25 protein-coding genes are annotated in these 24,837 nt (G+C 56.4%); 13 read left to right on the top strand and 12 right to left on the bottom strand.

Translation table 11 applies throughout. The annotated features are described in order from the left end of the window. The 4 genes from AC13D2_RS16365 to AC13D2_RS16350 form a co-directional block, all read right to left on the bottom strand. The gene (locus tag AC13D2_RS16365; protein ID WP_292047970.1) at positions 1-459 is read right to left on the bottom strand and encodes an FKBP-type peptidyl-prolyl cis-trans isomerase; all 459 of its coding nucleotides are present in this window, start codon (positions 457-459) and stop codon (positions 1-3) included. Further along, on the bottom strand, positions 459-2,669 hold the full coding sequence (locus tag AC13D2_RS16360; protein ID WP_482938958.1) for an acetyl-CoA hydrolase/transferase C-terminal domain-containing protein: 2,211 nt from the start codon (positions 2,667-2,669) through the stop codon (positions 459-461). Before AC13D2_RS16360 ends, AC13D2_RS16365 begins: the two co-directional genes overlap by 1 nt. A 160-nt stretch (positions 2,670-2,829) precedes the next feature. Further along, positions 2,830-3,144 carry a hypothetical protein gene (locus tag AC13D2_RS16355; RefSeq protein ID WP_300493283.1) on the bottom strand — a complete coding sequence of 105 codons (315 nt, stop codon included), beginning with the start codon at positions 3,142-3,144 and terminating at the stop codon, positions 2,830-2,832. A 250-nt stretch (positions 3,145-3,394) separates the two neighbouring features. Continuing rightward, entirely contained in the window at positions 3,395-4,432 is a 1,038-nt protein-coding gene (locus AC13D2_RS16350; RefSeq protein WP_036204104.1) for an NADP(H)-dependent aldo-keto reductase, read from the bottom strand. 90 nt (positions 4,433-4,522) lie between these two features. Here AC13D2_RS16350 and AC13D2_RS16345 point away from each other — a divergent pair, with 90 nt between their 5' ends. Beyond that, positions 4,523-5,770, top strand: a complete 1,248-nt coding sequence (locus AC13D2_RS16345; protein WP_300493340.1) for a glycosyltransferase family 4 protein — start codon at positions 4,523-4,525, stop codon at positions 5,768-5,770. Next, on the top strand, positions 5,736-6,311 hold the full coding sequence (locus AC13D2_RS16340; protein ID WP_300493287.1) for a phosphatase PAP2 family protein: 576 nt from the start codon (positions 5,736-5,738) through the stop codon (positions 6,309-6,311). Before AC13D2_RS16345 ends, AC13D2_RS16340 begins: the two co-directional genes overlap by 35 nt. Here the strand turns inward: AC13D2_RS16340 and dinB are convergent. Beyond that, the gene (gene dinB, locus AC13D2_RS16335) at positions 6,286-7,350 is read right to left on the bottom strand and encodes a DNA polymerase IV (protein WP_300493289.1); all 1,065 of its coding nucleotides are present in this window, start codon (positions 7,348-7,350) and stop codon (positions 6,286-6,288) included. The two genes, AC13D2_RS16340 and dinB, sit on opposite strands and share 26 nt — an antisense overlap. A gap of 123 nt (positions 7,351-7,473) precedes the next feature. Between dinB and AC13D2_RS16330 the strand changes: the two genes are divergently transcribed. The 5 genes from AC13D2_RS16330 (at position 7,474) to minE (ending at position 10,044) form a co-directional block, all read left to right on the top strand. After that, complete coding sequence (locus AC13D2_RS16330; RefSeq protein ID WP_300493292.1) at positions 7,474-7,755, top strand: DUF1244 domain-containing protein; 282 nt, start codon at positions 7,474-7,476, stop codon at positions 7,753-7,755. Next, the gene (locus tag AC13D2_RS16325) at positions 7,752-8,141 is read left to right on the top strand and encodes a HopJ type III effector protein (RefSeq protein ID WP_292047964.1); all 390 of its coding nucleotides are present in this window, start codon (positions 7,752-7,754) and stop codon (positions 8,139-8,141) included. The genes AC13D2_RS16330 and AC13D2_RS16325 overlap by 4 nt, the downstream gene beginning before the upstream one ends. Then, a complete protein-coding gene (gene minC / locus AC13D2_RS16320; protein WP_292047963.1) occupies positions 8,138-8,908 on the top strand; it encodes a septum site-determining protein MinC in 771 nt (256 codons plus the stop codon). Before AC13D2_RS16325 ends, minC begins: the two co-directional genes overlap by 4 nt. A 65-nt stretch (positions 8,909-8,973) precedes the next feature. Further along, entirely contained in the window at positions 8,974-9,786 is an 813-nt protein-coding gene (minD, locus tag AC13D2_RS16315) for a septum site-determining protein MinD (RefSeq protein ID WP_292047962.1), read from the top strand. A 3-nt stretch (positions 9,787-9,789) separates the two neighbouring features. Then, a complete protein-coding gene (gene minE / locus AC13D2_RS16310; RefSeq protein ID WP_292047961.1) occupies positions 9,790-10,044 on the top strand; it encodes a cell division topological specificity factor MinE in 255 nt (84 codons plus the stop codon). A gap of 8 nt (positions 10,045-10,052) precedes the next feature. Here minE and AC13D2_RS16305 read toward each other — a convergent pair whose 3' ends face one another. Next, positions 10,053-11,066 (bottom strand): DUF2804 domain-containing protein, encoded by a 1,014-nt coding sequence (locus AC13D2_RS16305; protein WP_482938922.1) that lies wholly within the window; start codon positions 11,064-11,066, stop codon positions 10,053-10,055. Positions 11,067-11,197: 131 nt separating this feature from the next. On the opposite strand from AC13D2_RS16305, the gene AC13D2_RS16300 reads away from it, so the two are divergent. Genes AC13D2_RS16300 through AC13D2_RS16290 form a run of 3 tightly spaced genes read left to right on the top strand, consistent with a single transcriptional unit; the run spans position 11,198 to position 13,903 of the window. Beyond that, positions 11,198-11,947, top strand: coding sequence for an START domain-containing protein (locus AC13D2_RS16300; protein WP_292047959.1), 750 nt, complete (start codon positions 11,198-11,200; stop codon positions 11,945-11,947). 58 nt (positions 11,948-12,005) lie between these two features. Next, positions 12,006-12,497: a CBS domain-containing protein gene (locus tag AC13D2_RS16295; RefSeq protein ID WP_292047958.1), complete on the top strand. Its 492-nt coding sequence runs from the start codon at positions 12,006-12,008 to the stop codon at positions 12,495-12,497. 20 nt (positions 12,498-12,517) lie between these two features. Beyond that, positions 12,518-13,903 (top strand): PhoH family protein, encoded by a 1,386-nt coding sequence (locus tag AC13D2_RS16290; RefSeq protein WP_292047957.1) that lies wholly within the window; start codon positions 12,518-12,520, stop codon positions 13,901-13,903. 70 nt (positions 13,904-13,973) lie between these two features. Here the strand turns inward: AC13D2_RS16290 and AC13D2_RS16285 are convergent, their stop codons facing one another. The 3 genes from AC13D2_RS16285 to AC13D2_RS16275 are packed head-to-tail and all read right to left on the bottom strand — an operon-like array spanning position 13,974 to position 16,920. After that, on the bottom strand, positions 13,974-15,500 hold the full coding sequence (locus AC13D2_RS16285) for a tripartite tricarboxylate transporter permease (protein WP_300493302.1): 1,527 nt from the start codon (positions 15,498-15,500) through the stop codon (positions 13,974-13,976). Then, positions 15,500-15,946: a tripartite tricarboxylate transporter TctB family protein gene (locus tag AC13D2_RS16280; RefSeq protein WP_292047955.1), complete on the bottom strand. Its 447-nt coding sequence runs from the start codon at positions 15,944-15,946 to the stop codon at positions 15,500-15,502. Before AC13D2_RS16280 ends, AC13D2_RS16285 begins: the two co-directional genes overlap by 1 nt. Next, positions 15,943-16,920: a Bug family tripartite tricarboxylate transporter substrate binding protein gene (locus AC13D2_RS16275; protein WP_482938921.1), complete on the bottom strand. Its 978-nt coding sequence runs from the start codon at positions 16,918-16,920 to the stop codon at positions 15,943-15,945. The genes AC13D2_RS16280 and AC13D2_RS16275 overlap by 4 nt, the downstream gene beginning before the upstream one ends. Positions 16,921-17,294: 374 nt before the next feature. Here AC13D2_RS16275 and AC13D2_RS16270 point away from each other — a divergent pair, with 374 nt between their 5' ends. The 3 genes from AC13D2_RS16270 to AC13D2_RS16260 all read left to right on the top strand — a co-directional run bounded on the left by AC13D2_RS16270 (position 17,295) and on the right by AC13D2_RS16260 (position 21,239). Then, on the top strand, positions 17,295-18,557 hold the full coding sequence (locus tag AC13D2_RS16270) for an OprO/OprP family phosphate-selective porin (protein ID WP_482938920.1): 1,263 nt from the start codon (positions 17,295-17,297) through the stop codon (positions 18,555-18,557). Positions 18,558-18,969: 412 nt separating this feature from the next. Next, positions 18,970-20,562 (top strand): ATP-binding protein, encoded by a 1,593-nt coding sequence (locus AC13D2_RS16265; protein WP_482938919.1) that lies wholly within the window; start codon positions 18,970-18,972, stop codon positions 20,560-20,562. Continuing rightward, entirely contained in the window at positions 20,559-21,239 is a 681-nt protein-coding gene (locus tag AC13D2_RS16260) for a response regulator (protein ID WP_482938918.1), read from the top strand. The genes AC13D2_RS16265 and AC13D2_RS16260 overlap by 4 nt, the downstream gene beginning before the upstream one ends. 44 nt (positions 21,240-21,283) lie before the next feature. Here the strand turns inward: AC13D2_RS16260 and AC13D2_RS16255 are convergent, their stop codons facing one another. From AC13D2_RS16255 to AC13D2_RS16245, 3 genes are all read right to left on the bottom strand, one after another. Further along, positions 21,284-21,901 (bottom strand): DUF2931 family protein, encoded by a 618-nt coding sequence (locus tag AC13D2_RS16255; protein WP_482938917.1) that lies wholly within the window; start codon positions 21,899-21,901, stop codon positions 21,284-21,286. Between the two features lie 249 nt (positions 21,902-22,150). Continuing rightward, positions 22,151-22,768 carry a DUF2931 family protein gene (locus AC13D2_RS16250; protein WP_482938916.1) on the bottom strand — a complete coding sequence of 206 codons (618 nt, stop codon included), beginning with the start codon at positions 22,766-22,768 and terminating at the stop codon, positions 22,151-22,153. Then, positions 22,758-24,626 carry a phospholipase effector Tle1 domain-containing protein gene (locus tag AC13D2_RS16245; protein WP_482938915.1) on the bottom strand — a complete coding sequence of 623 codons (1,869 nt, stop codon included), beginning with the start codon at positions 24,624-24,626 and terminating at the stop codon, positions 22,758-22,760. The genes AC13D2_RS16250 and AC13D2_RS16245 overlap by 11 nt, the downstream gene beginning before the upstream one ends. Positions 24,627-24,837 lie beyond the last annotated feature (211 nt).

The raw sequence follows: 24,837 nt of genomic DNA, 5'->3' as shown, positions 1-24,837 counted from the left end.
TCAACTCAGCGGATGGCCGGCGTTGATTTCCTCTTCCGTGGCTTCACGCTTACCGATGATCTCCAGATCAAAGTACAGGGTAAAACCCGCCAACGGATGATTGGCGTCCACCCGCACCAGATTGCCATCAATACTCACCACCTGGACCACCTGGGCCGTGTCGCCGGTATTGGTCTGGAACTTCATCCCCACGTGCAGATTCTCCACCCCCTCGAACATGGAACGGGGCACTTTGCGGATCAGTTCCGGATCATGTTCTCCGTACGCCATGGCCGGCGGCACGGTCACTTCCAGACAATCGCCGACATTACGGTCTTTCACCGCTTTCTGGATGCCTTCGATGATTTCCGGGCTGCCCTCCAGGAAATGAAGCGGCTCACTGCCCTCGGAGGTGTCAACGAGCTCACCGAGCTTGTTCTTGAGGACATAATGGACGGTTAATACAGCAGGTTTTTGCATCAGGCGTTTGTGTTTCCTGTATTCGGAGGTGTATCAGTCAGCTTCAGGCCATGGATAACCAGGCGCCGGTCCAGTCTCGCCTTCAGGCTCCGGGGCTTATCCAGGCTCATGCGCTCCAGCAACGACTGGTAACGATTTTCGTCGTCGTTGGCCTTAACGGCACGCCACAAGGTCAACAGTTTACCACGGCGAGTCGCCGTTGCGGCCTTCAGGGTTTGTAAAGCCTTGCCCAGCCGGAGCTCTTCATCGGTAAAGTCCCGCCCGAACGGGAATGCCGGAAACATCTCTGTGTCTCCGGCGATCTTTACGGCCTCTTCAACCGCCTCCGGCGTGTTATTGCACCAGTGCTCAGGCAGACGAAACGAAGCATCCACTTTTCCCGCTTTCTGGGCCTGCTTCAGCAAGTCGGCCTGGAAACGGGAATCTGCAATGCGGATCAGTTGCAGGTATACCTGCTCGTCGGACTGGCCCCTCAGATCCGCAATACCGTACTCGGTGATGACTATGTCGCGAAGATGACGGGGGATGGTGCAGTGCCCGTAACTGAAGACAATATTGGACAGTGTTTTCTCACCGGATGTGCGGGTGCTGCGCAGGCTCAGGATGGACCGAGCACCCGGCAGCTCGTGGGCCATGGCCACAAAATTGTATTGGCCGCCAACACCGCTGACCACACGTCCGTCTTCCAGCCCGTCGGACACGGCCGCACCGCTGAGCGTATGCATCATTGCCGAGTTGATAAACCGGCCATGCACCCTCTGTGCAGCTTTCAGACGTTGGTTGCCGAACGCGTGGTCATACAAGTGGTTGATATAGTTGACGCTGGTCATGCAGATGCGTTGGCGATCGTGCGGTGACAGGTCCCGCAACCGCTGGTAGAACGCTTCGGGGCCGACGAAGAAGCCACCATGCACCACAATCCCTCCAGTCAGTGACTTTCCCAGGGCCAACGACTCAATAGCGCTTCTCGCCTCTTCACTGTCCAGATCCGGGTCCAGGGATTGCTCGCCCATACACAGCCGCCCGCCCTTGAACTCAACCTCCGGGTTCAGGATGCCGTATCGACACAACCACTGCACGTCCCTGGCCCGTAACGGCGAATCAATCAACTGTTCCCGCCGCAGAACATCCAGTGTGTCCAGGGAAACACTAACGGTAAGGTCACCCCGGTTTATCAATGTTTGCAAGCCGGCATGATCAAACACTTCGCGAGTCAGGACACCCGCCTCCATGAGGTAAATAAAACCATCCACCATCATTTCACTGCAGCCGTAGAGTCCCGCCTCAAAGGCATCAACGCCACCGCATTCAGAAACCACCGGAAAGCGGTCCGCCACCTTGAGGTGATCGAACACCTTCTTCCAATGTCCGTTGTGGCGATGCCGAAGAATGGCACTGTGAACCAGCGCCGCACCCAGCGAGCCGATCCCCACCTGCAGGGTTCCTCCATCCCGGAGCAACGCACTGGCGTAGAACCCGATGAGGTGATCCTCCGGGCTGACCGCCATTTGCGGTGCCGAGAACAGCGGGTAGTCGGAGGCGGGGTGCTCCAGGACGATGTCAAACTGGCCCGTCTCGACCGCAGCATCATGGCCCAGGAATGGCAAATAGCTGTTGGTCTCTGCCACCAACGCCACAGGTGTTCCGGCCGCTCCCCGCGCCCGCAACAGGGGTAGCAGGTCCAGGCTCAGATCCGGGTTGCAGCTCAGGCTAACGTAGCCTTCCTGGTCCGGCTCAATCGCCGGAGCCACCATCTGGGCCACGACGTTGACGCCCAGCGCCATAAGGTCGCGCACTGCGTGGGTGTAATTAGTGCAGACATAATTGCGTTGCTGGTCCTTGTTATTCAGGAAGGACCCGGCCTTGAAGAAAAACTCGGATACCCGCACGTTCTTGGGCAAACGCTGACTAATCACGTCCCGTGCGTAGTCAAGTTCCGGAATCCGCCCGTACAGGCGTTCGGCGAACGGGCCCATGAAGCGCTCTTCCAGCGATGAACTGCCATCGGGCGCGGTCAGGGATAGCGCCGTAACAATGTGAAGCTCTATGGACGGATCGTCCTTGGCGCGCTGGTAGAGAGCGTTGGCAAAACGTATGGGTTTACCAAGCCCCAGTGGCAGGCCCAGTGTGATGCGCTTACCCACCCGGCGAATCAGCTCGTCCACACAGGCGCTGCTGTCTGCGAGCGTTACCGGTTGCTCCTCCACCATCGCGGCCATAGTGTTACTCCCTTAGTTGCCGTCAGAATGCTTACCGATACGGATAATCACATGTGACATTGTGACAGGCAATGCGTGGAGACAGATAAACGGTGGCGCGGATTCGTGGGAGGTCAGTCAGGGTTCAAAGGGAGAAAACGTCGGTGGGAGTTCAGAAGTTCCAGCGAAGGTTGAGGCAGGCGCCCTCTTCAAGCAATGCAATACCGTGGTCCGGCTTGGCACGATCAGACGCGTAGGACTTCTTTTCTGAATCTGAGCCGCTGAGACTGAGACTCAGAAGGCGCGAACCAATGGTCGCATACATATCGGACTCTTCACGCTCGAAGTCGCCAGACATCTCTTCCTGAAGCTGATACACGTTCTCGGCCGGGACTTCGTCTGCAAACACACGCTCACTCGCTTCAGCGCGAACGACGAAGGCGATCATGTTGAGTGCAAGAAGTGCGACAAAGATACGGATAATCATAATTATTCTGGCGACCTGTAATCGAAACGGAATTCTACTGTCATGTAATGCTTAAGTCTAATGATTAAAGGTCAGAAAGATGTGATTTTGCACACAAAAGTGCCGCTTTTTTGTCACGGGATTACCGAGTTTTTGTCAAGAAAACAGCAATCTTTGTTGCAAAGTGTAAGCAGCCCCACTCTGCCGCCCGTAACGGTCAGAGTGGTTGCTTCACGGTGGGATTTGTTAAAAAACCGTAACGCTTTCAGGACTAAGGGCAGGGGTAGGTGTACACCTGGTTAAGGTTCTCTATCTCCCCAAGCACCTCTTCGCTCAGGGACACCGACGCGGACCCCAGGTTCTCACGAAGCTGCTCAAGCGTCGTGGCCCCAATAATGTTGCTGGTAACGAAATCACGGCTGGTCACGTACGCCAGCGCCATCTGTACCGGCGACAGTCCGTGGCTGGCCGCCAGGTCTACGTAGGCTCGGGTCGCCTCGGCACCACGACCGCTGGTGTAACGGGTGAAGCGCTCAAACAAGGTCATCCTGGCGCCTTCCGGGCGCTTGCCATCAAGATATTTGCCAGAGAGCATGCCGAAGGCCAGCGGGGAGTACGCGAGCAGACCAACCTGTTCACGGCAGGCAATTTCCGCCATTCCCACCTCAAACGTGCGGTTGAGCAGGTTATAGGGGTTCTGGACGCTGACCACCCTGGGCCAGTCATGCTCCCGGGCCAGCCTGAGGTATTCGTTCGTTCCCCATGGGGTTTCGTTGGAGATTCCTACGTGGCGAACTTTGCCTTCCTTGACCAGCTCCGCCAGTGTGCCCAGTGTCTCTTCAATGGGGGTAGCCTGCTCGTCCACACTGTGCCTGTATCCCAGCTTGCCAAAGAAATTGGCGTTACGATCCGGCCAGTGCACCTGATAGAGGTCAATATAATCGGTCTTGAGCCGGCGCAGGCTGTCTTCACAGGCCTGACGAATATGGTCCCGGGTCAGGCGCGGGCCATCCCGGAGGTAACCCAGTCCATTACCCGGCCCCGCCACTTTGGAAGCAATCACCAGGTCGTCGCGACGGCCCCGCTTCGCCAGCCAGTTGCCCAGATAGCTTTCCGTGAGGCCCTGGGTTTCAGCCCGCGGGGGCACCGGGTACATCTCCGCGGCGTCAATGAAATTAATGCCCTCGGAGGTGGCCAGGTCCAGCTGCTCAAACGCTTGCTGTTCGGTATTTTGCTCGCCCCAGGTCATGGTGCCCAGGCAAATCTCGCTTACATCAATGTCGGTCCTGCCGAGCTTGCGGGTTTTCATGCGTACTCCCGAATCTGATTGCTGAAAAAGGTAAAGGGATTGTCACGGGATTGTCCCGGAACTGTCATGCCAGGTTTCCATAGTGGAGGCATGAAAGAGGAAACCACAGGTAACACTGCGATGAGCGTCACCCAGGCTTCAGGGCGCAAGCACCACATTACCATTGTTTCGGAGACCTTTCCTCCGGAAATCAATGGCGTGGCGAACACCCTCAGGCACCTATGCCTGGGCCTGATGCAGCGTGGCCACAAGGTAACGGTCATCCGTCCACGCCAGCGCCATGAATCAAAAGGACGATTCGAAGGTGCCGGGGAATGCCTGTTTTCCGACGAGCAAGTGGTGACCGGCTTGCCGCTGCCGGGCTACAGTGACTTGAGGTTCGGAATGACCCGGCCGGGCTTCCTGGCCTCACTCTGGAAGCTTCAATGCCCGGATGCCGTTTACGTTGCCACCCAGGGCCCCCTCGGCGTAGCGGCTGTTGCGGCCGCCAGAAGGGCCGGCATTCCGGTCAGTTCCGGCTTCCACACCAACTTCCATGCCTACAGCCGCTATTACGGCGCAGGATTCCTGGAAAAACTGTTGTGCAGCTACGGGCGCTGGTTTCACAACAGGACAGCCATAACCCTGGTGCCAACCCGGAAAATCGCACAGACCACCCATGACATGGGCATTCACCCGACATCGGTCTGGAGTCGCGGCGTTGACTGCACCCGTTTTTCGCCCCACAAACGGGACGCGGCGCTCCGGCAGCAATGGGGGCTGCAAGCCAATGACCGCGCGGTACTCTATGTTGGTCGCCTCGCTGCGGAAAAAAACCTTCAGATGGCAGTGTCATGCTTCGAGCGTATCCGCGGACTGCACCCCTGCGCGAAATTCATACTCGTGGGTGATGGGCCGATGCGCAAGCGCCTTGCCGAACGCCATCCGGATTACGTTTTTGCCGGAACCCGCCGTGGTGAAGATCTGGCCCGGCACTATGCCTCCGGTGACATTTTCCTGTTCCCCAGCAAAACCGACACCTTCGGCAACGTGGTTACTGAAGCCATGGCCAGTGGCCTGGCGGTGGTTGCTTTTGACGATGCCGCCGCCAGCGAACATATCCGCCACGAAGACAACGGCATGAAGGCTCAACTCAGCAACGACGAAGGCTTTGTCGACCATGCCCTGCGCCTGGCCGACCAGCCAACCCTGATGAACAGGATACGGGCACAGGCACGCCTGGACGCACTGGACCTGAATTGGGCCGCGCAAGTTGAACAGTTCGAACACCTGATACTGAACCAACCACTGAGGAACAGCTACCATGCCCTCCACAAGCAAGGCATCTCGCTTCTTTAACGTGGTGGATCAGAGGGAGTTCGCCCTCTGCCAGTCCATCAATCGGTCTCTGCGGTTTCGCCCGGTGCAGGGGTACTTCAAGGTTGTCAGCCGGCTGGGTGATGGCTGGTTATGGTATCTGGTCATCCTGTCGATGCCAGTGCTCATGCCCCAGATCGGGCTCGCCATCGCGCTGCTGATGGTGACCACCGGCCTGACCTGCACCATCACCTACAAGCTGCTGAAGCGTTGGCTGATCCGCGAGCGCCCGTTTATATCGTTTCCGTCGATCAACTGCGGCACACCGCCCCTGGACCGTTACAGCTTTCCGTCCGGTCACACCTTACATGCCGTCTGCTTCAATACAGTGCTCGCCATGACGGCGCCTGAGATGGCCTGGCTGTTGTTGCCATTCACCTTGAGTGTTGCCGCCTCCCGGGTCGTGCTCGGCCTTCATTACCCCAGCGATGTGGCGGCAGGCGCCTTGATCGGTGGCTGCCTGGGCCTGGCTTCGGTTAACGGCCTGTACGACCTGTTTATTCAAATAGTCGCAGTTGCATAACCGGCGACTCGTCGCTGCGAAAGCGCACGCCCAGCCCCAGCAGGCGCACCGGGCGCCCCGTATCGGTCACCAGCTCATCCAGCAGTGGCTGATAATCTTCCAGCTCAGGCTCCTGAATCCGGTCACGCACGCGCTCCAGGGTGTGTGTGGAGAAGTCGCTGTAACGAATCTTGACAAACAGCTTGTGAATGGGCTTGCGGCCGGCCTTGCGGCTGAGCCGGAGGTTCAGGTCGGCCACCAGCGAGGCCATCACCGACTCGCAGGCGCGCTTGTCCGGCAGGTCCTGGGAAAAGGTTCGTTCCACGCTGACAGACTTGGCAATGCGCGACACCACCACATCCCGGTCATCGCGGCCGAACGCCATTTCCCGAAGCCGGTAACCCTGCTTGCCGAATTTCTCCAGCAGGGCATCAGCGGGTAACATCTGAATGTCGCCACAGGTGGCAACGCCCATCGCATGAAGTTTGCCAGCGGTCACTTGCCCCACGCCAAAAAGTTTTTCGACCTTCAGCTCCTGAACGAATCCCTCGACGTCCTCCGGGCGGATCACGAACAGGCCGTCAGGCTTTTTCCAGTCACTGGCAATCTTCGCCAGGAACTTGTTGGGGGCCACGCCGGCGGAAATGGTGATACCTACCTCGTCTTTCACTCGCTTGCGCAGGTACTGCGCCATCAGCGTGGCACTGCCCTTATGCTCGGTTACTTCGCTGACATCCAGGAAGGCTTCGTCCAGCGACAGCGGCTCCACCAGATCGGTCAACTCCCTCAGGATGGCCATCACCTGTTTTGACACCGCCCGGTAGCGGGCCATGTCCGGCGGCACGGTCACCAGGCCGGGGCACAGTCGCCGGGCTTCACCGCCGGGCATGGCGGACCGCACGCCAAAGGCCCTCGCTTTATAGTTGCAGGTGGTAACCACTCCACGGCCACCTTCGCCACCCACTGCCAACGGAACCTCTCTTAATGAGGGATCATCCCGCATTTCCACGGCGGCGTAGAAGCAGTCGCAATCTACATGGATAATCTTGCGCTGGGCCATGACTCTTCAGTTCAGTAAATGATCTGTACATATGTACAGCCTTGTATCTTACGGTAACATGCTGAGAATGTCAGGAGCTCCGAGTAGCAACTCCCAACGACGAAGAGACAGGTGTGAGCAATCATGACAACCCCGATCCCAGAACAATCGCAGACGGAAATCGAAGCTGCCGCGTTTCGAAAGCTGGTTAACCATCTGCGCGAGCACACCGAGGTACAGAATCTTGACCTGATGAACCTTGCAGGGTTCTGTCGCAATTGCCTCTCCAAATGGTATCGCGCCGAGGCCGCCGAAAGAGGCTTCGAGCTGTCTGACCCGGACGCCCGGGAGATCATCTACGGCATGCCTTATGAAGAGTGGAAAACCCGCTATCAACAAGGCCCCAAACAGGATCACAAGGCATGAACGTCAATGACGCGGTTCGTATCCACCTGGCATCGGTTGAGGCCGGCCATGGCGACTTTGACGACACCCTGGCACTGATTGACCGATTCTTCGATTATCAGCCCACCGGGTTTCACAACGGACCGCTGTACAATGGCACCGGCGAGAATGCCGGTTCATGCCGGGTATTTTCCCTGGCCCAATACTGCAACCTGACCGAATCCGACACTTTGCAACTGTTTGCCCAACACTACCAGCAGGTGCTGGATGAACCAGCAGGTGAAAGCCATGGCAATATCCGCCAGTTCATGGGCACCGGCTGGTCCGGTATCCGCTTTGACGGCCCTGCGCTCCGCAAGCGCCCGGGCACCACTCAGGACGACACCACGGAAGAGACCCATCCATGAGCGAAACTGCCGTATCCGGGGTAAAGCAGTGTTTCCAACTGAAAAGTGCGAACGTTTCCATGACCGCACTGGAGCTGTACTTTTTTGACAATGACGACTTCGAAAGCACGCTCAGGGACAAAGTCAGCCAGGCACCCGGATTCTTCAAGGACATCCCCCTGATCATCAGCCTGGAAAAGTACGAGGGGCTGAGCAGCGAACTGGATTTTTTCAAGATCATCGGCGCCTGCCGCCGCCACAATATCCATGTCATCGGCGTACGCGGTGGCAACGATGATCAGCGTCGCCTGGCCCGTGGTGCGTCACTGGCGCTGCTTCCCGGTGGCAACCAGCGCGACCGGGAAATCGATACTGCGCCGGCAACGAAATCGGGCGCCACTGAACCGACCGAAAATCCGACGCCCGCCAGGGTCGAAAATCCGGGTGAGCCGGCGCCCGCGAAAATCATCAACCAGCCGGTTCGTTCCGGCCAGCAGGTTTACGCGCCCGAGGGCGACCTGATCATTCTCGCGCCGGTTCAGGCCGGCGCAGAAGTGCTGGCGGCCGGCAACGTTCATGTCTATGGACCTTTGCGCGGGCGGGCCCTCGCAGGTATTCACGGTGCGGAACATACACGGGTATTCTGCCAGTCTCTTGAAGCAGAGCTTGTGTCCATCGCCGGACACTATAAAATCTCCGAAGATCTTCAGGACAACGGCTGGAAAACCGCCGTACAGATCCAGCTCAGGGATGATCTGCTGGTGGTAACGCCACTGGAGAAGGCCTGAAAAGAACGTAACTACCCGCACAGACGGGGAAAGCGACGAATCCACCGCGAAACAGGAATGCAACCTTGGCTAGAATCATTGTCGTTACCTCAGGAAAAGGTGGCGTAGGCAAAACCACAACCAGCGCCTCTATCAGCACCGGCCTGGCGAAGCGGGGCCACAAGACCGTGGTGATCGATTTCGACGTGGGCCTGCGCAACCTGGATCTCATCATGAACTGCGAACGCAGGGTGGTGTACGACTTCGTGAATGTGATCCAGGGCGAAGCCACCCTTAACCAGGCCCTGATCCGGGACAAGCGGGTTGATACTCTGTATATCCTGCCGGCCTCCCAGACCCGGGAAAAGGAAGCCCTGACCAAGGATGGCGTTGAAAAGGTGATCAACGAGCTGTCCGAACGTTTTGATTACATCGTCTGCGATTCACCTGCCGGCATTGAGCATGGCGCCCTGATGGCACTGTACTACGCCGACGAAGCCGTGGTGGTCACCAACCCGGAGGTGTCTTCGGTGCGGGATTCTGATCGCATTCTCGGTATTCTGCAGAGCAAATCGCGTCGCGCCGAAATGGGCCAGGACCCCGTAAAGGAACACCTTCTGCTGTCCCGATACAACCCGGACCGGGTGGAGAAAGGTGAAATGCTTTCCGTGGCTGACGTGGAAGAAATTCTCGCCATTTCCCTGCTGGGGGTGATTCCCGAGTCCCAGATAGTACTGAACGCCTCCAACCAGGGTGTTCCGGTAATTCTCGAGGAAGAAAGCGACGCGGGGCAGGCCTATGATGATGCTGTCGCCCGTCTGTTGGGTGAGGAACGCGAGTACCGCTTTATGACGTCCCAGAAAAAGGGTTTCTTCTCACGGATGTTCAAGGGGGGCTGACGGATGAGTTTCCTCGATTATTTCAAGAGCAAGAAGAACAACCGGACTGCCAGCGTTGCCAAGGAACGCCTACAGATCATTGTTGCCCATGAACGGGGCCAGCGTGAACAACCCGACTACCTGCCAGAGTTGCAGAGAGAGCTGCTTGCGGTGATCCGCAAGTACGTTCAGATCAGCGATGACCAGGTCCAGGTGGAAGTGGACCGCAACGACAGCTGCTCAGTACTGGAACTGAACGTTACCCTGCCGGAACACTGACAGGTACGCTACCAGCGGGCAAAGTGATCCTCCATCAGTCCCCGTAGGCCGTCTACGGGGACTGGCTCGCCCCTCTCATCGCAGACAGTCCCGGTAAAGGTGCCGATGTACTGGCGAAAATTGGACGCGATCAACAAAGCATTGAGTCGTTCCCGACGAACTCCCGATGGCTCAAACCAGAGATCGATCCTGCCATCGTCCGTGGTGACCTGCCAGGGTGCGGTTTCATCGTAGCGATCAAACACGAAACGAGCCTGCCCGAGTTCGATGCAGCGCCCGTCCAGCCAGAGCGCATTTTCAGTCATGCCGGTTTCATTCACGCCCGCCGCCAGATTGAGACCAACGGCACGACCGTCTGCCAGCACACCAGCCAGGCTCGCCCAGTTCCAGGCGGTTTCGCGCCTCATAAAGCCGCAACTCCAATCAACGGCTGCGCGTGACAGGGAGTCGCATTGCCAGCTCTGACCCTGCCAGTGAATGTCTCCGGACACCGGCAGACCCGCTGATTTACGAGTAAACACCCAACCGCTGTAACCGGCTGGGCACACCAGGCGCAGAGGATGAGTGTCCGCTTCGATATTCAGGGCTATCTGGAGGTCACCGGGCCCGGAAACCGACACACCACGCGAGCGGCCGTCCGACGTAATGCGAACGCATGTTTTCCCTTTGCGAAACTCCGTCACCCCGGTTTCAGGCCTGGGTTCAATGTGGGTCCCCATCGCCAATGGCTGCGTCAGGGACTGCTCCAGCATCTGTCCGGTCTTGAAATCGTAAAGATAGAAAAACGCCGTACTGACCAGTTTCAGATCCACCACTGCCAGCCCGAACACCCATCCCGGCGCCATCGCACTGATGAACTGGAACTGGTTAAAACGGGCTTTACGGGCCAGGGCCGAGCGCGGTTTGTCCATCACCGTACGGAGGTCAAAGTCCCGGTAGTTAATGACATCCACCGGAGTCTCCAAGACGCCGTAGGGAATCCGCCCCCGGTCATCGATCAGTCGCTTGTTCGCTTTTTTCATCGTCAATTCGGGCCAAATGTTAACGTCAGGAATTCAGTCAGTTACCCAGTTCACAAACCCCCGATCGTAGCAGGTTGGCACCAGATCAGTCGTGCTAGACTCGCGCGACCATGTTCAAGGAAGTGTACCTCATGCAAAACCTGAGAGCCCGTGGCAACCAACGCCTGGCCAATGGACGCGTCAACTGGCTTGCAGCCACCACGGTTTTCCTGCTGACCTCAGGTTTGGCCTTCGCCGGGCTACCGGCCGAAGACTCGGAAAACTGGAGCCTCCGCAAGGAAACCGATCATATCCGGGTCTATACCACTGACCAGCCGGGCTCCAGCTTCCAGGCCTTCAAGGCCGTGGCGGTGCTCGACGTACCAATCGAGAACCTGATGGCGGTCATGATCAACCCCAAGTCCTGCGTTCAGTGGGTTCACAACTGCTCGAAATCCTATGCGTTCGGCTCGGGTGATTTCTATGAGCGCTACGCCTACTCGGTCAACGATATGCCCTGGCCGGTCACTGACCGGGATTACGTGCTACTGATTCGCACCCGAGGCCAGCAGGCCAATGGCGAAATCGTGATGGACCTCAATGCCGTACCTGATCGCCGGGACGAGGAAGACGAATACATCCGCGTCGACAAGTCCGATACCCATTACCGTTTTATACCCGAAGACGACCAGACCCGAATGATCTGGGTTCAACACACTGAGCCAAACGGTTCAATACCCGGCTGGCTGGTCAACACCCTGCTCGTGGACATTCCTATCCGTTCCATGGAGCAGCTGGAACGAGTTGCCCAGTGGGACCGTTACCGGAACTACGAACTAATCTATGACTCGCAGGGCCAGCTGAAAGATGTGGTCCCCAAAGCTGAATCAGGGGATGACTAGAACATCAGTAACAGCTAAGCTCTTTTACAAAGGACCTGCTAACGGAGCCGATTCGTCAATGACCGTTCTCGCCTACGAGATCATGACCCCGAGCATCAAGGCCGTACCCCAATCCTGGACGATGGACCGTCTGGCCAGGTTCCTCACCGACAACGAAATCACCGGCAGCCCCGTTACCGACGAAACGGGCGAGATCGTCGGCATTGCCACGCTGAAGGACATCACCGAATTCCGCTGGAACGCCAGCCGTTCCGAATCCGATGCCCGCATGACCCCGGAAGAAGAACAGGAAGCCCGTCGCCTGCGCATGGCCATTTTTGAGGAAATGGGCAAGGTGCCGGTGGAAGTGCGTGACATCATGACCCCTATCGTTTTATCGGTTGACGAGCAAACGCCGGTGCGCGACATTGCCGATATTATGATGCGTGAACACCTGCACCGGATTTTCATCACCAAAGACGAAAAGATCACCGGTATTGTGACCACGTATGACATGCTCAAACTGATCTCCGACCAGGAGCTCACCAACCGCTGTGCCGGGAACGGCTGACCAGAGAGGTATCACACCCTATGCCAAGAGCATCGCAGGCTCGCAGAAAGATGTATGTCCTCGACACCAACGTCCTCATCCACGACCCGAACGCCCTCCTGAACTTTGAAGAACACGACGTCATCATCCCGATGACGGTCCTCGAAGAACTCGACAGTCTCAAATCCGGCAAACAGGCCGTTGCTGCCGATTGCCGACAGGCCATCCGCAACATCGACAAGTTGCTGGGTGACGCCAGTCCCGGAGAAATCGAGAAAGGCGTACCCATCGTGCGCGGCAAGAAGGCAGAACCGCTCGGCGCGTTATCGATACTGATGAGCACGGACTACCAGGGCAACCATGGCCTGCCCGAGCACCTGAACGACAACAAGATCATCAATACCCTGGCGGCCCTGCAAACCCGCCACACATCGCGGGACATCATCCTTGTCAGCAAGGACATCAACATGCGGCTGAAGGCCCGGGGCTTCGGCGTGGAGGCCCAGGACTACCACAACGACATGCTGCTGGACGATATCGACCTGCTGCCGAAAGGGTACAAAGAGTTCTCAAACTCATTCTGGGACACGATCGAGAAAGTCGAAACCATCCAGCGGGAGGGTATTACCGAACACATCCTTCGTCGTGAGGGCGACCTGGCCAGGCTGACCATCAACGAGTTCGTGATTGACGAGCAGGGATTTGTCGGCAAGGTGTCTGATGTCGGCGAAGACCAGATTGTCATTCGGGATCTGCACCAGCACGACCTGATGCACGAGGAAGTCTGGGGCCTGGTACCACGGGATATCTACCAGGCCATTGCCCTGAACCTGCTGCTGGACCCGGATATCCACCTGGTGAACCTGACCGGTTCCGCCGGTTCCGGCAAGACCATCCTGGCCCTGGCGGCCTGCATCGAAATGACGGTTGCCAGTAAGCTGTACAAACGCATCATTGCCACCCGCAGCACCCAGGGGCTGGATGAAGATATCGGCTTCCTGCCTGGCACCGAGGCTGAGAAGATGGAACCCTGGTTGGGAGCCATCGTCGACAACCTCGAGGCCCTTCACGAAGATGATGAGAACATGACCGCCAGCGTGGACTACATACTCAGCAAGGTGCCCCTGCACTTCAAGTCGATGAACTACATTCGTGGCCGTAGCTTCCAGCACAGCCTGATCATCATTGATGAGTCCCAGAACCTCACGCCACACCAGATCAAGACCATCATCACCCGTGCCGGCAATGGCTCCAAGGTGATCTGCCTGGGCAACCTGGCCCAGATCGACACCCCTTACCTCAGCGCGCTGAGCTCAGGCCTGACCTACATGACCGAGCGCTTCAAGAGTTTCAGTCATGGCGGGCATATCCACCTTCAGGGGGTTCCTCGCTCGGTACTCGCGGAATACGCAGAAGCAAATCTCTGATCAGCCCTACGAAAAAAGCCGCACCGGTTATCCGGTGCGGCAAAGCGGAGGTTAGCGACCGGGAACCGGCTCAGTCGCTGGCCGGGCTTTCCTTCATGGCCGCGTTCATGCGGCGACGCAGCACCGGACCCACCACATAAGGCAATACCAGACTCAGGCCGGCCACAAGCCAGAAGCACTTCGCCAGCGTGCTGGCCCAGAGAATGCTCCAGTCACCGTCCGACAGCACCAACGCATGCCCGAGGTTCTTTTCCATTTCCGGCCCCAGCAACAGCCCGAGAATGATCGGCACCACCGGAATCTCCAGCTTGCGCAGGAAATAGCCCGCCACACCAAAAGCCACCATGAAGTACAGATCGAAGGCACTGTTGCTGATGGAATAAATACCCACGAAGGCAACCATGGTCACAATCGGCAGCAGGTACATGGGAGGCACCGACAGCAGGCGCACAAAGAAGCCGACCAGCGGTATGTTGAGCACCAGCAGAAGTACGTTGCCAATCAGCAGGGCGGCAATCACACCCCAGACAATATCGGCGTTCTGGGTAAACATCAGCGGGCCCGGCGTGATGTTCAGTGAAATCAGCATCGCCAGCAGCACCGCAGTGGTACCACTACCTGGCACGCCCAGCGTCAACATGGGAACAAGTGCGCCCGATGAAGCACCGTTATTGCCTGCTTCCGGCGCTACCACACCACGGATATCGCCCTCACCAAACGTGCCCTTCTTGCCGATCACGCTCTTTTCGAGGGTGTAGCTGATAAAACTGCCCAGGGACGCACCGGCGCCAGGCAGCACGCCGGAAATAAATCCAAGCACGCCGCCACGCAACTGAGTGGGAACCGTGGAGACCAACTCCTTGAAGGTCAGCGTCAGCTTGCCCACGTTCATCTTCTTGCGACCGCCACCCATGCGCGACTCGACGAAGAACAACAACTCAGAGATGGCGAACAGGCCAACAATCGCGAGGATGAAATCGATCCCCTCGTACAGCTCCAGCACACCGAAGGTGTAGCGCTGGGTGCCGGTGGAGATATCGATGCCCACGGTGGAGATCATGATCCCCAGGGTCGCGGCGATCACCGTCTTCATCGGATTCTTGCCGGTAATACCACCCAGGGTGGCGAAGGCCAGCAGGAACAGCGCGAAATACTCCGCCGGGCCGAAACTCAAGGCAAACCTTGCCAGCACCGGGGCAAGCATGATTAGCCCTATGGTGCCGATCAGCCCACCCGCAAAGGACGCAATGGCCGAGATCGCCAGTGCATCCGCAGCCCGTCCCTTTTGGGCCATGGGGTAGCCATCCAGGCAGGTCATCATCGCCGGTTCGTCACCAGGAATGTTGAGCAGGATGGAGGAGATACGACCGCCATACATCGCACCTGCGTAAACCGACGTCAGCAGGATCATCGCGGTTTCCGGCGGCAAGCCAAGGGTGAACGCCAACGGGATGAGGATCGCCACACCGTTTGCCGGCCCCAGGCCGGGCAAACAACCAATCAAGGTGCCGACAAAAGCGCCGAAGAGCGCAAACATCAGGTTATACGGCGTCAGGGCGACCGCAAAGCCGTCCATCAGAAAACCGAGCGTTTCCATCAGTTCACCTCCAGGATGCCACCGGGCAAACTCAACGCCAGGCCATAGTTGAACAGGACGAACACCACCACGGCGCTGATCAGGCCGGTTAAAAAGGCATTCCTGGCGGGCGCGCCCATGCGCCAGCTAAGGGTGCCAACCGCCAGGGTTGTCGAGATGACAAACCCCAGGGGCTCGAGCAGCATCGCGTAGACCACCAGCACGACCAGCGACACCACAAGCTCGACTGCGGACCGCCCCAGCGGCCACTGGGCGTCGGGGTCTGGCTTGACCATCAGATAGATGCTGCCGGCGACCAGAACCACCGCAAGGATGGTTGGGAAGGTTTCCGGGCCCACGGTTTCGGCGCCACCAAACGGCTCGGGCCACTGCTGTGCAACCCAGCCGTAGGCCACCGCCAGAACCAACAGGCCCAGACCAAGAAGTCGATCACCCAGGCCTGTCATTTCAGCAGTCCTATTTCGCGGGACAGAGTCTCGATGTCCTGTACCTGTTGTTCGACAAAGCTGTCGAACTCATCTGCAGGCGGATGGAACGGGATGAGGCCATTGGCTTTCATTACCTTTTTCCACTGCTCACTGGCATAGAGCGTATCGACGGCCTCGACCCAGAATGCCTTGGAGTCACTGGAAGCGCCTTTGGGCATGTAGAATCCGCGCCAGTTCGGGCCAACGGCGTCAACGCCCTGCTCTTTTGCGGTCGGGATATCGGAAAATTCACCCGGCAGGCGCTCGTCGGCCAGCACAGCCAGCACACGAAGGTCGCCCGACGACAGGAAGCCGGTAACTTCCGAGATATCACCAGTGAAGGCATCAACCTGGCCGCCGACCACCTGGGTCATGGCCTCACCGCCGTTGTTGTAGGAAAGGTACGGAATGGCGGGCAGTTTATCTGCGCCGGCAGCCTTCGCGGTGATCAGGACCTTCAGGTGATCCCAGCCTCCACGGGCACTACCACCGGCGAACTTGACCGATTTCGGGTTCTGTTTGATGGCATCGAGCAGTTGATTCAGGTTCTCATACTGCGAGTCCTTGCCTACGGCAATAACGCCGTAATCCGCGCCCAGTGCGCCGACCCAGGTCACCATATCGGCATCCAGTCCGGGGAACTGTTTCTGGGCGAGACGGGTGGTGGTTGCCGTCGACGCGGCGACGATCAGCTTGTCGTCTTCCGCACGTTTGCTGACCGTGTGAGCATAGGCAACGCCGCCGCCGGCACCTGCCATGTTGATGGTCTGCACGGTGCCCTCAATCAGGCCAAGATCCCGCATCACATTGCCGGCGCTGCGACAGGTAAAGTCCCAGCCGCCACCCGGGTCTGACGGGGCGATGCATTCCACTTTTCCGGAGGGTTGCCATGCGAGGGCCGAAAAACTGAGTGTGGCTATAGCCACGAATATAAAACATCGTTTAGCAAGCATCTTATAACCTCTGTTTTGTTGTTGTGTCCCTCGACGACGATCGCGTTCTGAGATGGCATTTTACGTTGCCACTAATGGCGATAACGGAGGACTCGGTTGGGAGTATAAGTAAACTAATAGCTTTCCCGAAGTTTGTGGGCGTAAAGCTTTTTTACATCTTAAAACACGTTCTGCTCATAATGTTCACATAAAACGCCTACTGCCTCGAAATATTTTCTTGATCGTGGTTTTTATGACCGAAAAACCCTAAATAGAAAAAAAGAATCTTATCTTTTAAAGATTAATTAAACATGAAGCCATATGTTATTTTTACCGCGTTGTCGCGACAGCAACTGACGTTCTAAGCAATTAATTACAAAAGAGGCTTTACGAACATGAAAACAAATAAAACCGGAGCTGCATTCACTCTTTTCGCTGCATTAACTAGCGCTACTGTACTTGCGGCTCCTGATGAACAAAAATTAGAAAAACAAATGTATGAACTCAAACGAGAAGTCGACGACCTGAAAAACTCAAAAATTTTTGACCTTGAGTTTGGCGGGCGAGTCCAGGCAGATTTCAACTACTTTCAAGGCGCTTACAATGCCGGCAGGGCTGGTGATCCAGGAAGTGATTTTTTTCCTCGTCGCATTCGTACCTATGTAGAGAGTGTGCATGGAGACTGGGACCATAAAATACTACTCGACTTCGCTGATGGTGGCGGCGAGATTGTTCTGGCGCGAGTACGTTACAAAGGTTTTGGCAATGGCCTGGAAATACAGGCTGGCAAGCTATGGGAAGAAATTTCACTAAACGCACGAACTAGCAGCAAACATATTGCCACTATATCACGTAGCTCTTTGGCAAATACCATGTCGCCATATTTTTCATGGGGCGCATCGGCCAACCAATACCTCGAAGACTCAGGTATTCGTTATGCGTTTGGAGTTTATAGAAACGAAGCATTCGGTGCCGTTGGCCAGAATGTTGATGCCAATGGCGTTGACAATGGCGTTTTGGCGCTCGCATTAACAGGTCGACTCACTTGGCAAAAAGATTTGCAAGACGGCGTTCTGCACCTTGGTGGCTGGTATTCAAACCGTGATATGGGAGGCCGGAATTTAGGAGCACGCTTCGCACGTGGAGAAGTACGCAGCACCAATACTCGTTTGGTGGACTATGTCGCAGGAGGTAGCCCGGTAGCGCTGAACAGCCTGCAACAGGCCGGTTTAGAGGCTGCATATCAACTTAGAGGACTGACCGTAGAGGCAGAGTATGCAGCCCGCGAATTAAACGCTTCAGACCAAGCCTCACCGCTGGATGGTGAAGTTTTCGATGGCTACAGCCTGACCGCCAGTTATTTCCCAGGAGGCCTTCAAAAGCAGTATTCTAAAAGCTCTGCCGTATTCAAACAACCCAAGGGCGTTAAAGATGCGTGGGAACTTGTCGCTCGTTTAAGTAATATGGACGCGACATCTGATACGCAGGGTACAGAAACAACAAGCTATACCCTGGGAACTAACTACTATTACTCATCAAAGGTGAAATTTATGGCAAACGCCATTTATTCGGAGGTGAGCGGCCCAGGTGCAGCTTCCTTGGTAGGCAATGAAGACAACGGTCTTGGCTTTACAGGACGTGTCCAATACTTATTCTAAGTAATAGCCACCATCGGCCTGCGACAAAACGGGCATCCTCAGTTGCATGAGGTTCAAAGCAGCCTGTCGGACTTAAGCGGTTGTTTCCGGCATTATAGAAGTTGAGTGGAATTCCCTGGATTTTGAGGCCCATAGTCGATGTATCCAACCACAAATCCGGGGAATTTGCGCCGATTTTCAATGAAGCCATTGATCAGCCGTTAGCCAAACAGGCGGCTCTCTTGTGAACCAGCATGTTTACCACTACCCCGCTTGAACCCGCCAATTCGAGCGAATCATCGTAACAGGACGTTATGGTCATTAAATTTACGGGTAATCGTACGATGAGTGCTTTAGCCTTGTCGTATTCTATAATGATAAAAAACGGCGCTTTAGTGATATTGTGTTCCGAAAATTTAAACTGAAAACCCGAATGATTCTCACGCTCGGATTTGTCAGCGCAGCGCAGACAATCCTGATTGGCGTTTTTGCAGGCTATTACCTCAGTGATTCCCTGTTCGATGAAATCGGTCAACGGGCCCTCATGGTTTCAAAGACAGTCGCGGCTGCGCCCTCGGTGATCAAGGGCGTACGCCAACGTGATATAGAGGGGCTGAACCGGTTGGCGAAGCGGTTGACTCGAACCAACGAAGCTCTGTTCATCGTGATCGGTGACCACCAGGGCATGCGCCTGGCACACCCCTCCCCTGACCGCATCGGGCGTTCCATGGCCGACGACGATGGCGACCAGGGCCGGCGTGCCCTGGTTGATGGCAAGGCCTATGTGGCAAGGGCCGCAGGCAGCCTCGGCGAATCCATGCGCGGCAAGGCCCCCGTGATCGAGCCAGAGACTGGCGAGATCATCGGAATTGTCTCCGTGGGATACGGAGTTGACCAGGTGGATGCCACCATCAAACGCTACAGTTTCGTACTGTATACCGTGGTTGCCCTCACCCTGCTGGTCAGCATACTCATCGCCATGGTGATCGCCAGTCGGTTCAAACGCGCCATATTCGGCCTGGAGCCCGAGGAAATCGCACGCCTGTTCCAGGAGCGGGACGCCACCCTGCAATCCGTCCGGGAGGGCATCATCGCCATCAACCGCGACGGTGTGATCACAACCTTCAACCGCACGGCCCTGGAAACCCTTGGCATTGATCCCGACACGCCACTCTCCGGCCGCCCCATTCTTGACGTTCTTCCCGAAAGTGATCTGCTGTCGGTACTCGAGTCCGGCATGCCGGACTTTGATCGGGAGGCCTGGCTGCGCAACCGACAGATGATCGTAAACCGTCTTCCCGTTCGCCAGGGCGCTGAGATTACCGGTGTTGTGGCCAGTTTCAGGCTGAAGGACGAGGTGGATCAGGTCAGCCGGCAACTGACCCGCATACAACAATACGCAGATACCTTGCGAAGCCAGACTCACGAATACTCGAACAAGCTCCATACCATCGCGGGGCTGATCCAGATTGAAGCCTATGACGACGCCCTGAACCTGATTGGCAGCGAAGTCAGCGACCACCAGGCACTGATCCACCTGCTTCTGGAAGCCGTCCCCGACCCGGTTATCGCCGGTTGCCTTATGGGCAAGTACAATCGCGCCCGGGAGATGGGGCTGGGCTTACAGATCGATGCCGAAAGCCGCATGGTGGACATACCCGCCGACATGCCACGGGATCAGCTGGTGAGTGTCCTCGGCAACCTCATCGACAATGCCCTGGAAGCCACCCGCCATCAGACCGGCGAAGGAGGACGGGTTCAGCTATCCATGACAGACTTGGGGCATGAACTGATCTTTGAAGTGGAAGACCAGGGGCCCGGTATCCCGGAAGACTCGCAACAGAAGATCTTCGAGAAAGGCGTGACCACCAAGCAGGGCGCTGAAGAACACGGTTATGGCCTGCATCTGGTGCGTCAGTTCCTGAATCGCTGGGGCGGCTCCATCACAGTGGAGAATCTACCGGGTGTAGGCTCCCGATTTACCCTTTACCTTCCGAAAACCAGTCAGGGGAGTGACCGTCATTGAATACCCTTCGAATCCTGATTGTTGAGGACGACCAGCAGATCGCCGAAATCCAGCGGCGGTTTGTCGAGCGACTCCAGAACGTGGAGCTTTGCGGCATTGCCCACACTCTGGGGGATGCCCGCGACCTTATTGACGTTATGGCCCCCCAACTGATCCTGCTGGATATCTATTTTCCCGACGGCAATGGGCTGGATCTGCTGCGGGAACTCCGGGCACGGGATAGCAGCAGTGACGTTATTCTTATCACCGCCGCCAAAGAAGTGGAACCGCTCAAAAGCGCCCTGCGCGGCGGCGTCTTCGACTACATTCTCAAGCCCCTGGTTTTCGAACGCCTTGAGGAAGCCGTCAACCGTTACCGCGACCACTTGCGGCAACTGTCCGGCCTGGTGCAAATCGCCCAGAAAGAAGTCGATGCGCTGCTGCCCAGAGGGTCAAGCGAACCCAGCCAACCCGTGTGCAAAGATAGACTGCCCAAGGGCATCGACAGCATCACGCTGGATAAAATTCGCGAGGTGGTTTCATCCGGCCAGTGGAGCGCCGAGGAAGTCGGCCATGCCATGGGGGCATCCCGGACCACGGCACGGCGCTATCTTGAGTTTCTCGTTGGCCGGGGGGAGCTGACCGCGGAAGTGAATTATGGCAGCGTTGGACGGCCGGAGCGGCGGTATCACGTTTGAATGCTGTTGACCGAAATTGTGCTGGCGCTCATTCCCGGCAACGTTTACCACCCATCTACCTTAATCCCGTTCTCTTTAAGATACTCGCCCTCTTTCTCCAAGTATTCATCTACCCATTGCGAGTAATCCGACTTTTCGTTGTTGAATGGCCTGGCTTTGTACCTCCCAACCTCAATCGCATTTTCCGCACGGTTCATAATCCAAAGCACCACCGTTCCGCCCGGAGCCAGCCCAAATACCAAGGCGCCTCGTGGGCGCTCGACTATCTCGCCATAGTTATCAAAGGGTGCGACCTCCTTCATTTGCTCTGCAATTCCGTCAGGGTCTTCCAACTGGATTATGGCCTCATAGGATTGCTGCTCCGCAAACGAGAACCAGCGGATAAGAAATAATTCGGGGGTTGTCTGCCATTCAGCTCCCGATAACGGTGGACTTTTCCAGCAACAAGAAACGATTCCAAAGGGGCGACGCCAGCCTACATCTTCCGACAACGATTCGATAAAGAACTTATCGACCCATACATCATAATGCCTGGGCGCCACAACACCGATACTCCGATAGATGGAATTCGAGCCATGCGTCCGTCCTTCCGATTCTGTCTGCTCCGAACAACCCAGAAGCATCAAGACACACAAGCCGAGTGCCAGATTTTTAATACTCACGATACTCCCCCTCTACCCACTGGCGCTTATTCGGATGGATGGCCCGGCGGCCGTTCTTGGCTGGTTTGAAGGGGTAAAACAGCCCAATCTCCACATAATGATCAGACTGGTGGATGTACCGTTGCTTTAATAGAGCTTTGGACTCCGGCGCCATCACCGGTGGCAAAACCGGCGCGAAGCAGAGGTTTTGGCATCCGGTACATGGCATGGTCATGTGGTGGCTGACCCTCAAACTATCAGGATATGCTCCTACCAGCCATCCAGTGGTATACCGTGTTTATCGAGATACTCCCGACTGTCACGATTATAACCTTCGGTGATTTCACGGTAGTGCTCGGGATGCGTTTCTATTTTCTGCGCCTCATACCGCCCCACCTCAATCGCATTTTCCGCCCCGTTCATGACCCAGACAACCACTGTTCCTCCAGGTGCCAGGCCAAATACAAGGTTGTAACGCGGTACCTCAAGAATCTTGCCATACCGCTCAAGTTTGGTGATTATTTTCATTTTCTCTTCGATTTTTTGAGCATTCTCTAGTTTGATCAACGCGCGGTATGACTGCTGCTCAGCGAACGAAAACCACTTGATGAGCACCAGCCCGGGCATTGCCTGCCATTCCGCATTTTTTCCAGACGGATGTTTCCAACAGCAGGTGATTATGCCGATGGGTGCCCGCCAGCCAATTTCTCCAGACACCGATTCCAGGATAAAAGTCTCGACCCATGCATCGTAGTGTTTGGGCACCACAACGGAAATACTTCGGTAGGTAGGGTCCGGGCCATACGTTAGTTCTTCTGGCTCACTGTGATCCGAACACCCCAGAAGCAACAGAACGCAAAGGCCGGCGACGAACATTTTAATACTCATGGTATTCCCCTTCTATCCATTGCCCTTTATTCGGATGGACGGTTCGGCGGCCATACTTACCGGGCTTGAAAGGATACAGCAGACCGAGCTTCAGGTAATGATCGGAATGGTGGATATATCGCTGTTTCAGTAACGCTTCGGATTCCGGAGTCATCAATAGTTGGCTGCCATGCCAGACGTGGGCGGCGAGATTTCTGGCAATGGTCATTAATTCTGGCGGCAATACCAGCTGAGGGTTTTCCGTGGGTATAGGATCGAATGGAACACCAGCATCCACCGCCAACTTGTGCATCAGATACAGCGAAATAAGGGAGTATTCACCGCGAACTTCGCGATCCAGCCAAAGCCAAAGCGTGATGTCGCCACCCGGCAAACCGGGTGGACGCTCCTGCTCGATATCCAATGTAGCGAGCGGGTTCAGTGGCCCGATCCAGCCTTCATTTTTGATCAGCGCCCGTTCCTGCAGCATGCGCGAAAATTCGAAGCTCGCTTCGGGATTACGGCGATCTTTTCCTTTGACAACCAAGGGCGGACGAACTTCAATCCGTTCTCGAAAGCGATCCGGGTAACCGCCGCCAATATCGGAGTGAACACCCGGAAGTACCCATTCACTGAAGTGGCCCGGCAAGTTGCCGGACTCACCCCGAAGACTGTTGAGTGAAAAGTTGTGGCGGCGCTCATCCCGTGCCGCAAACTGAACAACCCTTTCGGCATCCTCCGGCCTCAGGTTGACGTTGATGCGTCCGGTTTCTGCATTGTGTGCTGAAAAGTCGAGATTGCCGAGATCGGCAATCCCCGCAACGGTATCGAACAGACCTACAAAGCGAACGGTAATCTTCTTCGGCCATGGAATACCCTGCCGTTTGAACGCCTTAGCCAAGGCCCCGCTTTCATTACGGACTTCCCGACTGATGAAGTGGCGGGCGGTCGCCGCACCACGGCTGAAACCAAAAACGTCAAGAATCAGTTCATCTATGGGTTCGCTGACATAATCAAGAACGTCAATCGCTAGATTGGCGCAGCCTTGATCGATTTTCTTGAGTATCCCTTGTTCGCCTAGGCCGAGCCCCATGCTGGGGCCATCGTCAGTTTCTCCAGACTTCGTACCTACACCGGAAAGGTAGGATGAAATGCGGTGAACTTGGTCGCGGTCGCCACTCTCGGCTTGACCCTGCTGATACATTCGCTCCAACTTGGAGACATTGGTTTCGGCATTCAGATAACTGCCTTCCATGATCTGAGACAGCTCGCTGCTGCACTCTTCTTCGGAGATGACCCCGGCTGCATTAGCTGTGAGGCATTCATCCGTTTGCCGCTGATAGGTTTGGGTATTATCGCGGTTATTGCCGGTGCCATCGAAAAAGATGCCAGCCTCTACCCGGACCTTCGGACAGTTCTCTCCTTCGGGCGAGTCATCCGGGGATTCGTCCGGCAAACCTTCGTCAATCAATGCGCCTTCCTGGGCCGCTTTGCGCACAAATTCCTGCGGATCTTTGTCCAGTAACTCTTTGGCGGCCGGGGTAAGCCGGCCTTTGTCATCCAGCGCACCAGCCATGGCGAAATCCACAACCGGTGCTGTGGTTGTCGCAACACCAAGTATTACTCTCTGATTACCGCTGACAATGGAACCACCATGACTGGTGGGGCTGCCAAGATACGCGACGGGCATACCATCAGCCAACGCCAACGGGTAGCCTTGGGTAATAACCGCACCGCAGCCAGTGACATCGCCTACCCGGGCAATGGGTTTGCCTTCAACAAGGATGCTGGAGCCGTTTGGCATGATGGGGGAAGAACCATGTCCTGGGATCGGGCAAACATGCATATCGCCTACACAGGCGGTGATGAGATTACTCATGGTGAGAGTTCCTTTCTGCTTTTAGGTAGCATCCTGGCTACACAATGGTGAAACAGGGCCAAATATCCATGGCTAGTGTTCCGTGCGGTTAATTCGCTGACTGATATCGGTTACAATGTAAGCCTATCGATCAACAAGAATAGGTTTCCACTGTGCCCAAACCTGCAGCGCCCTTTAACCTGACGGTACACGATCAACTGGAGCTCGAAGG

The sequence above is a fragment of the Marinobacter sp. B-12 genome (assembly GCF_056857915.1).
The sequence above is the reverse complement of the archived record's forward strand: the minus strand, read 5'-3'. Positions and strand labels throughout refer to the sequence as shown.

What these genes read in the sequence shown, in the direction of transcription:
- AC13D2_RS16295 (WP_292047958.1), top strand. Translation starts at nt 12,006, where the DNA reads ATGACCGTTCTCGCCTACGAGATCATGACCCCGAGCATCAAGGCCGTA.
- minC (WP_292047963.1), top strand. Translation starts at nt 8,138, where the DNA reads ATGAGCGAAACTGCCGTATCCGGGGTAAAGCAGTGTTTCCAACTGAAA.
- AC13D2_RS16350 (WP_036204104.1), bottom strand. Translation starts at nt 4,432, where the DNA reads ATGAAAACCCGCAAGCTCGGCAGGACCGACATTGATGTAAGCGAGATT.
- AC13D2_RS16270 (WP_482938920.1), top strand. Translation starts at nt 17,295, where the DNA reads ATGAAAACAAATAAAACCGGAGCTGCATTCACTCTTTTCGCTGCATTA.
- AC13D2_RS16355 (WP_300493283.1), bottom strand. Translation starts at nt 3,144, where the DNA reads ATGATTATCCGTATCTTTGTCGCACTTCTTGCACTCAACATGATCGCC.
- AC13D2_RS16325 (WP_292047964.1), top strand. Translation starts at nt 7,752, where the DNA reads ATGAACGTCAATGACGCGGTTCGTATCCACCTGGCATCGGTTGAGGCC.
- AC13D2_RS16250 (WP_482938916.1), bottom strand. Translation starts at nt 22,768, where the DNA reads ATGAGTATTAAAATGTTCGTCGCCGGCCTTTGCGTTCTGTTGCTTCTG.
- AC13D2_RS16305 (WP_482938922.1), bottom strand. Translation starts at nt 11,066, where the DNA reads ATGAAAAAAGCGAACAAGCGACTGATCGATGACCGGGGGCGGATTCCC.
- AC13D2_RS16290 (WP_292047957.1), top strand. Translation starts at nt 12,518, where the DNA reads ATGCCAAGAGCATCGCAGGCTCGCAGAAAGATGTATGTCCTCGACACC.
- dinB (WP_300493289.1), bottom strand. Translation starts at nt 7,350, where the DNA reads ATGGCCCAGCGCAAGATTATCCATGTAGATTGCGACTGCTTCTACGCC.
- AC13D2_RS16330 (WP_300493292.1), top strand. Translation starts at nt 7,474, where the DNA reads ATGACAACCCCGATCCCAGAACAATCGCAGACGGAAATCGAAGCTGCC.
- AC13D2_RS16360 (WP_482938958.1), bottom strand. Translation starts at nt 2,669, where the DNA reads ATGGTGGAGGAGCAACCGGTAACGCTCGCAGACAGCAGCGCCTGTGTG.
- AC13D2_RS16365 (WP_292047970.1), bottom strand. Translation starts at nt 459, where the DNA reads ATGCAAAAACCTGCTGTATTAACCGTCCATTATGTCCTCAAGAACAAG.
- AC13D2_RS16285 (WP_300493302.1), bottom strand. Translation starts at nt 15,500, where the DNA reads ATGGAAACGCTCGGTTTTCTGATGGACGGCTTTGCGGTCGCCCTGACG.
- AC13D2_RS16275 (WP_482938921.1), bottom strand. Translation starts at nt 16,920, where the DNA reads ATGCTTGCTAAACGATGTTTTATATTCGTGGCTATAGCCACACTCAGT.
- AC13D2_RS16265 (WP_482938919.1), top strand. Translation starts at nt 18,970, where the DNA reads ATGATTCTCACGCTCGGATTTGTCAGCGCAGCGCAGACAATCCTGATT.
- AC13D2_RS16345 (WP_300493340.1), top strand. Translation starts at nt 4,523, where the DNA reads ATGAAAGAGGAAACCACAGGTAACACTGCGATGAGCGTCACCCAGGCT.
- minE (WP_292047961.1), top strand. Translation starts at nt 9,790, where the DNA reads ATGAGTTTCCTCGATTATTTCAAGAGCAAGAAGAACAACCGGACTGCC.
- AC13D2_RS16245 (WP_482938915.1), bottom strand. Translation starts at nt 24,626, where the DNA reads ATGAGTAATCTCATCACCGCCTGTGTAGGCGATATGCATGTTTGCCCG.
- AC13D2_RS16300 (WP_292047959.1), top strand. Translation starts at nt 11,198, where the DNA reads ATGCAAAACCTGAGAGCCCGTGGCAACCAACGCCTGGCCAATGGACGC.
- AC13D2_RS16280 (WP_292047955.1), bottom strand. Translation starts at nt 15,946, where the DNA reads ATGACAGGCCTGGGTGATCGACTTCTTGGTCTGGGCCTGTTGGTTCTG.
- AC13D2_RS16340 (WP_300493287.1), top strand. Translation starts at nt 5,736, where the DNA reads ATGCCCTCCACAAGCAAGGCATCTCGCTTCTTTAACGTGGTGGATCAG.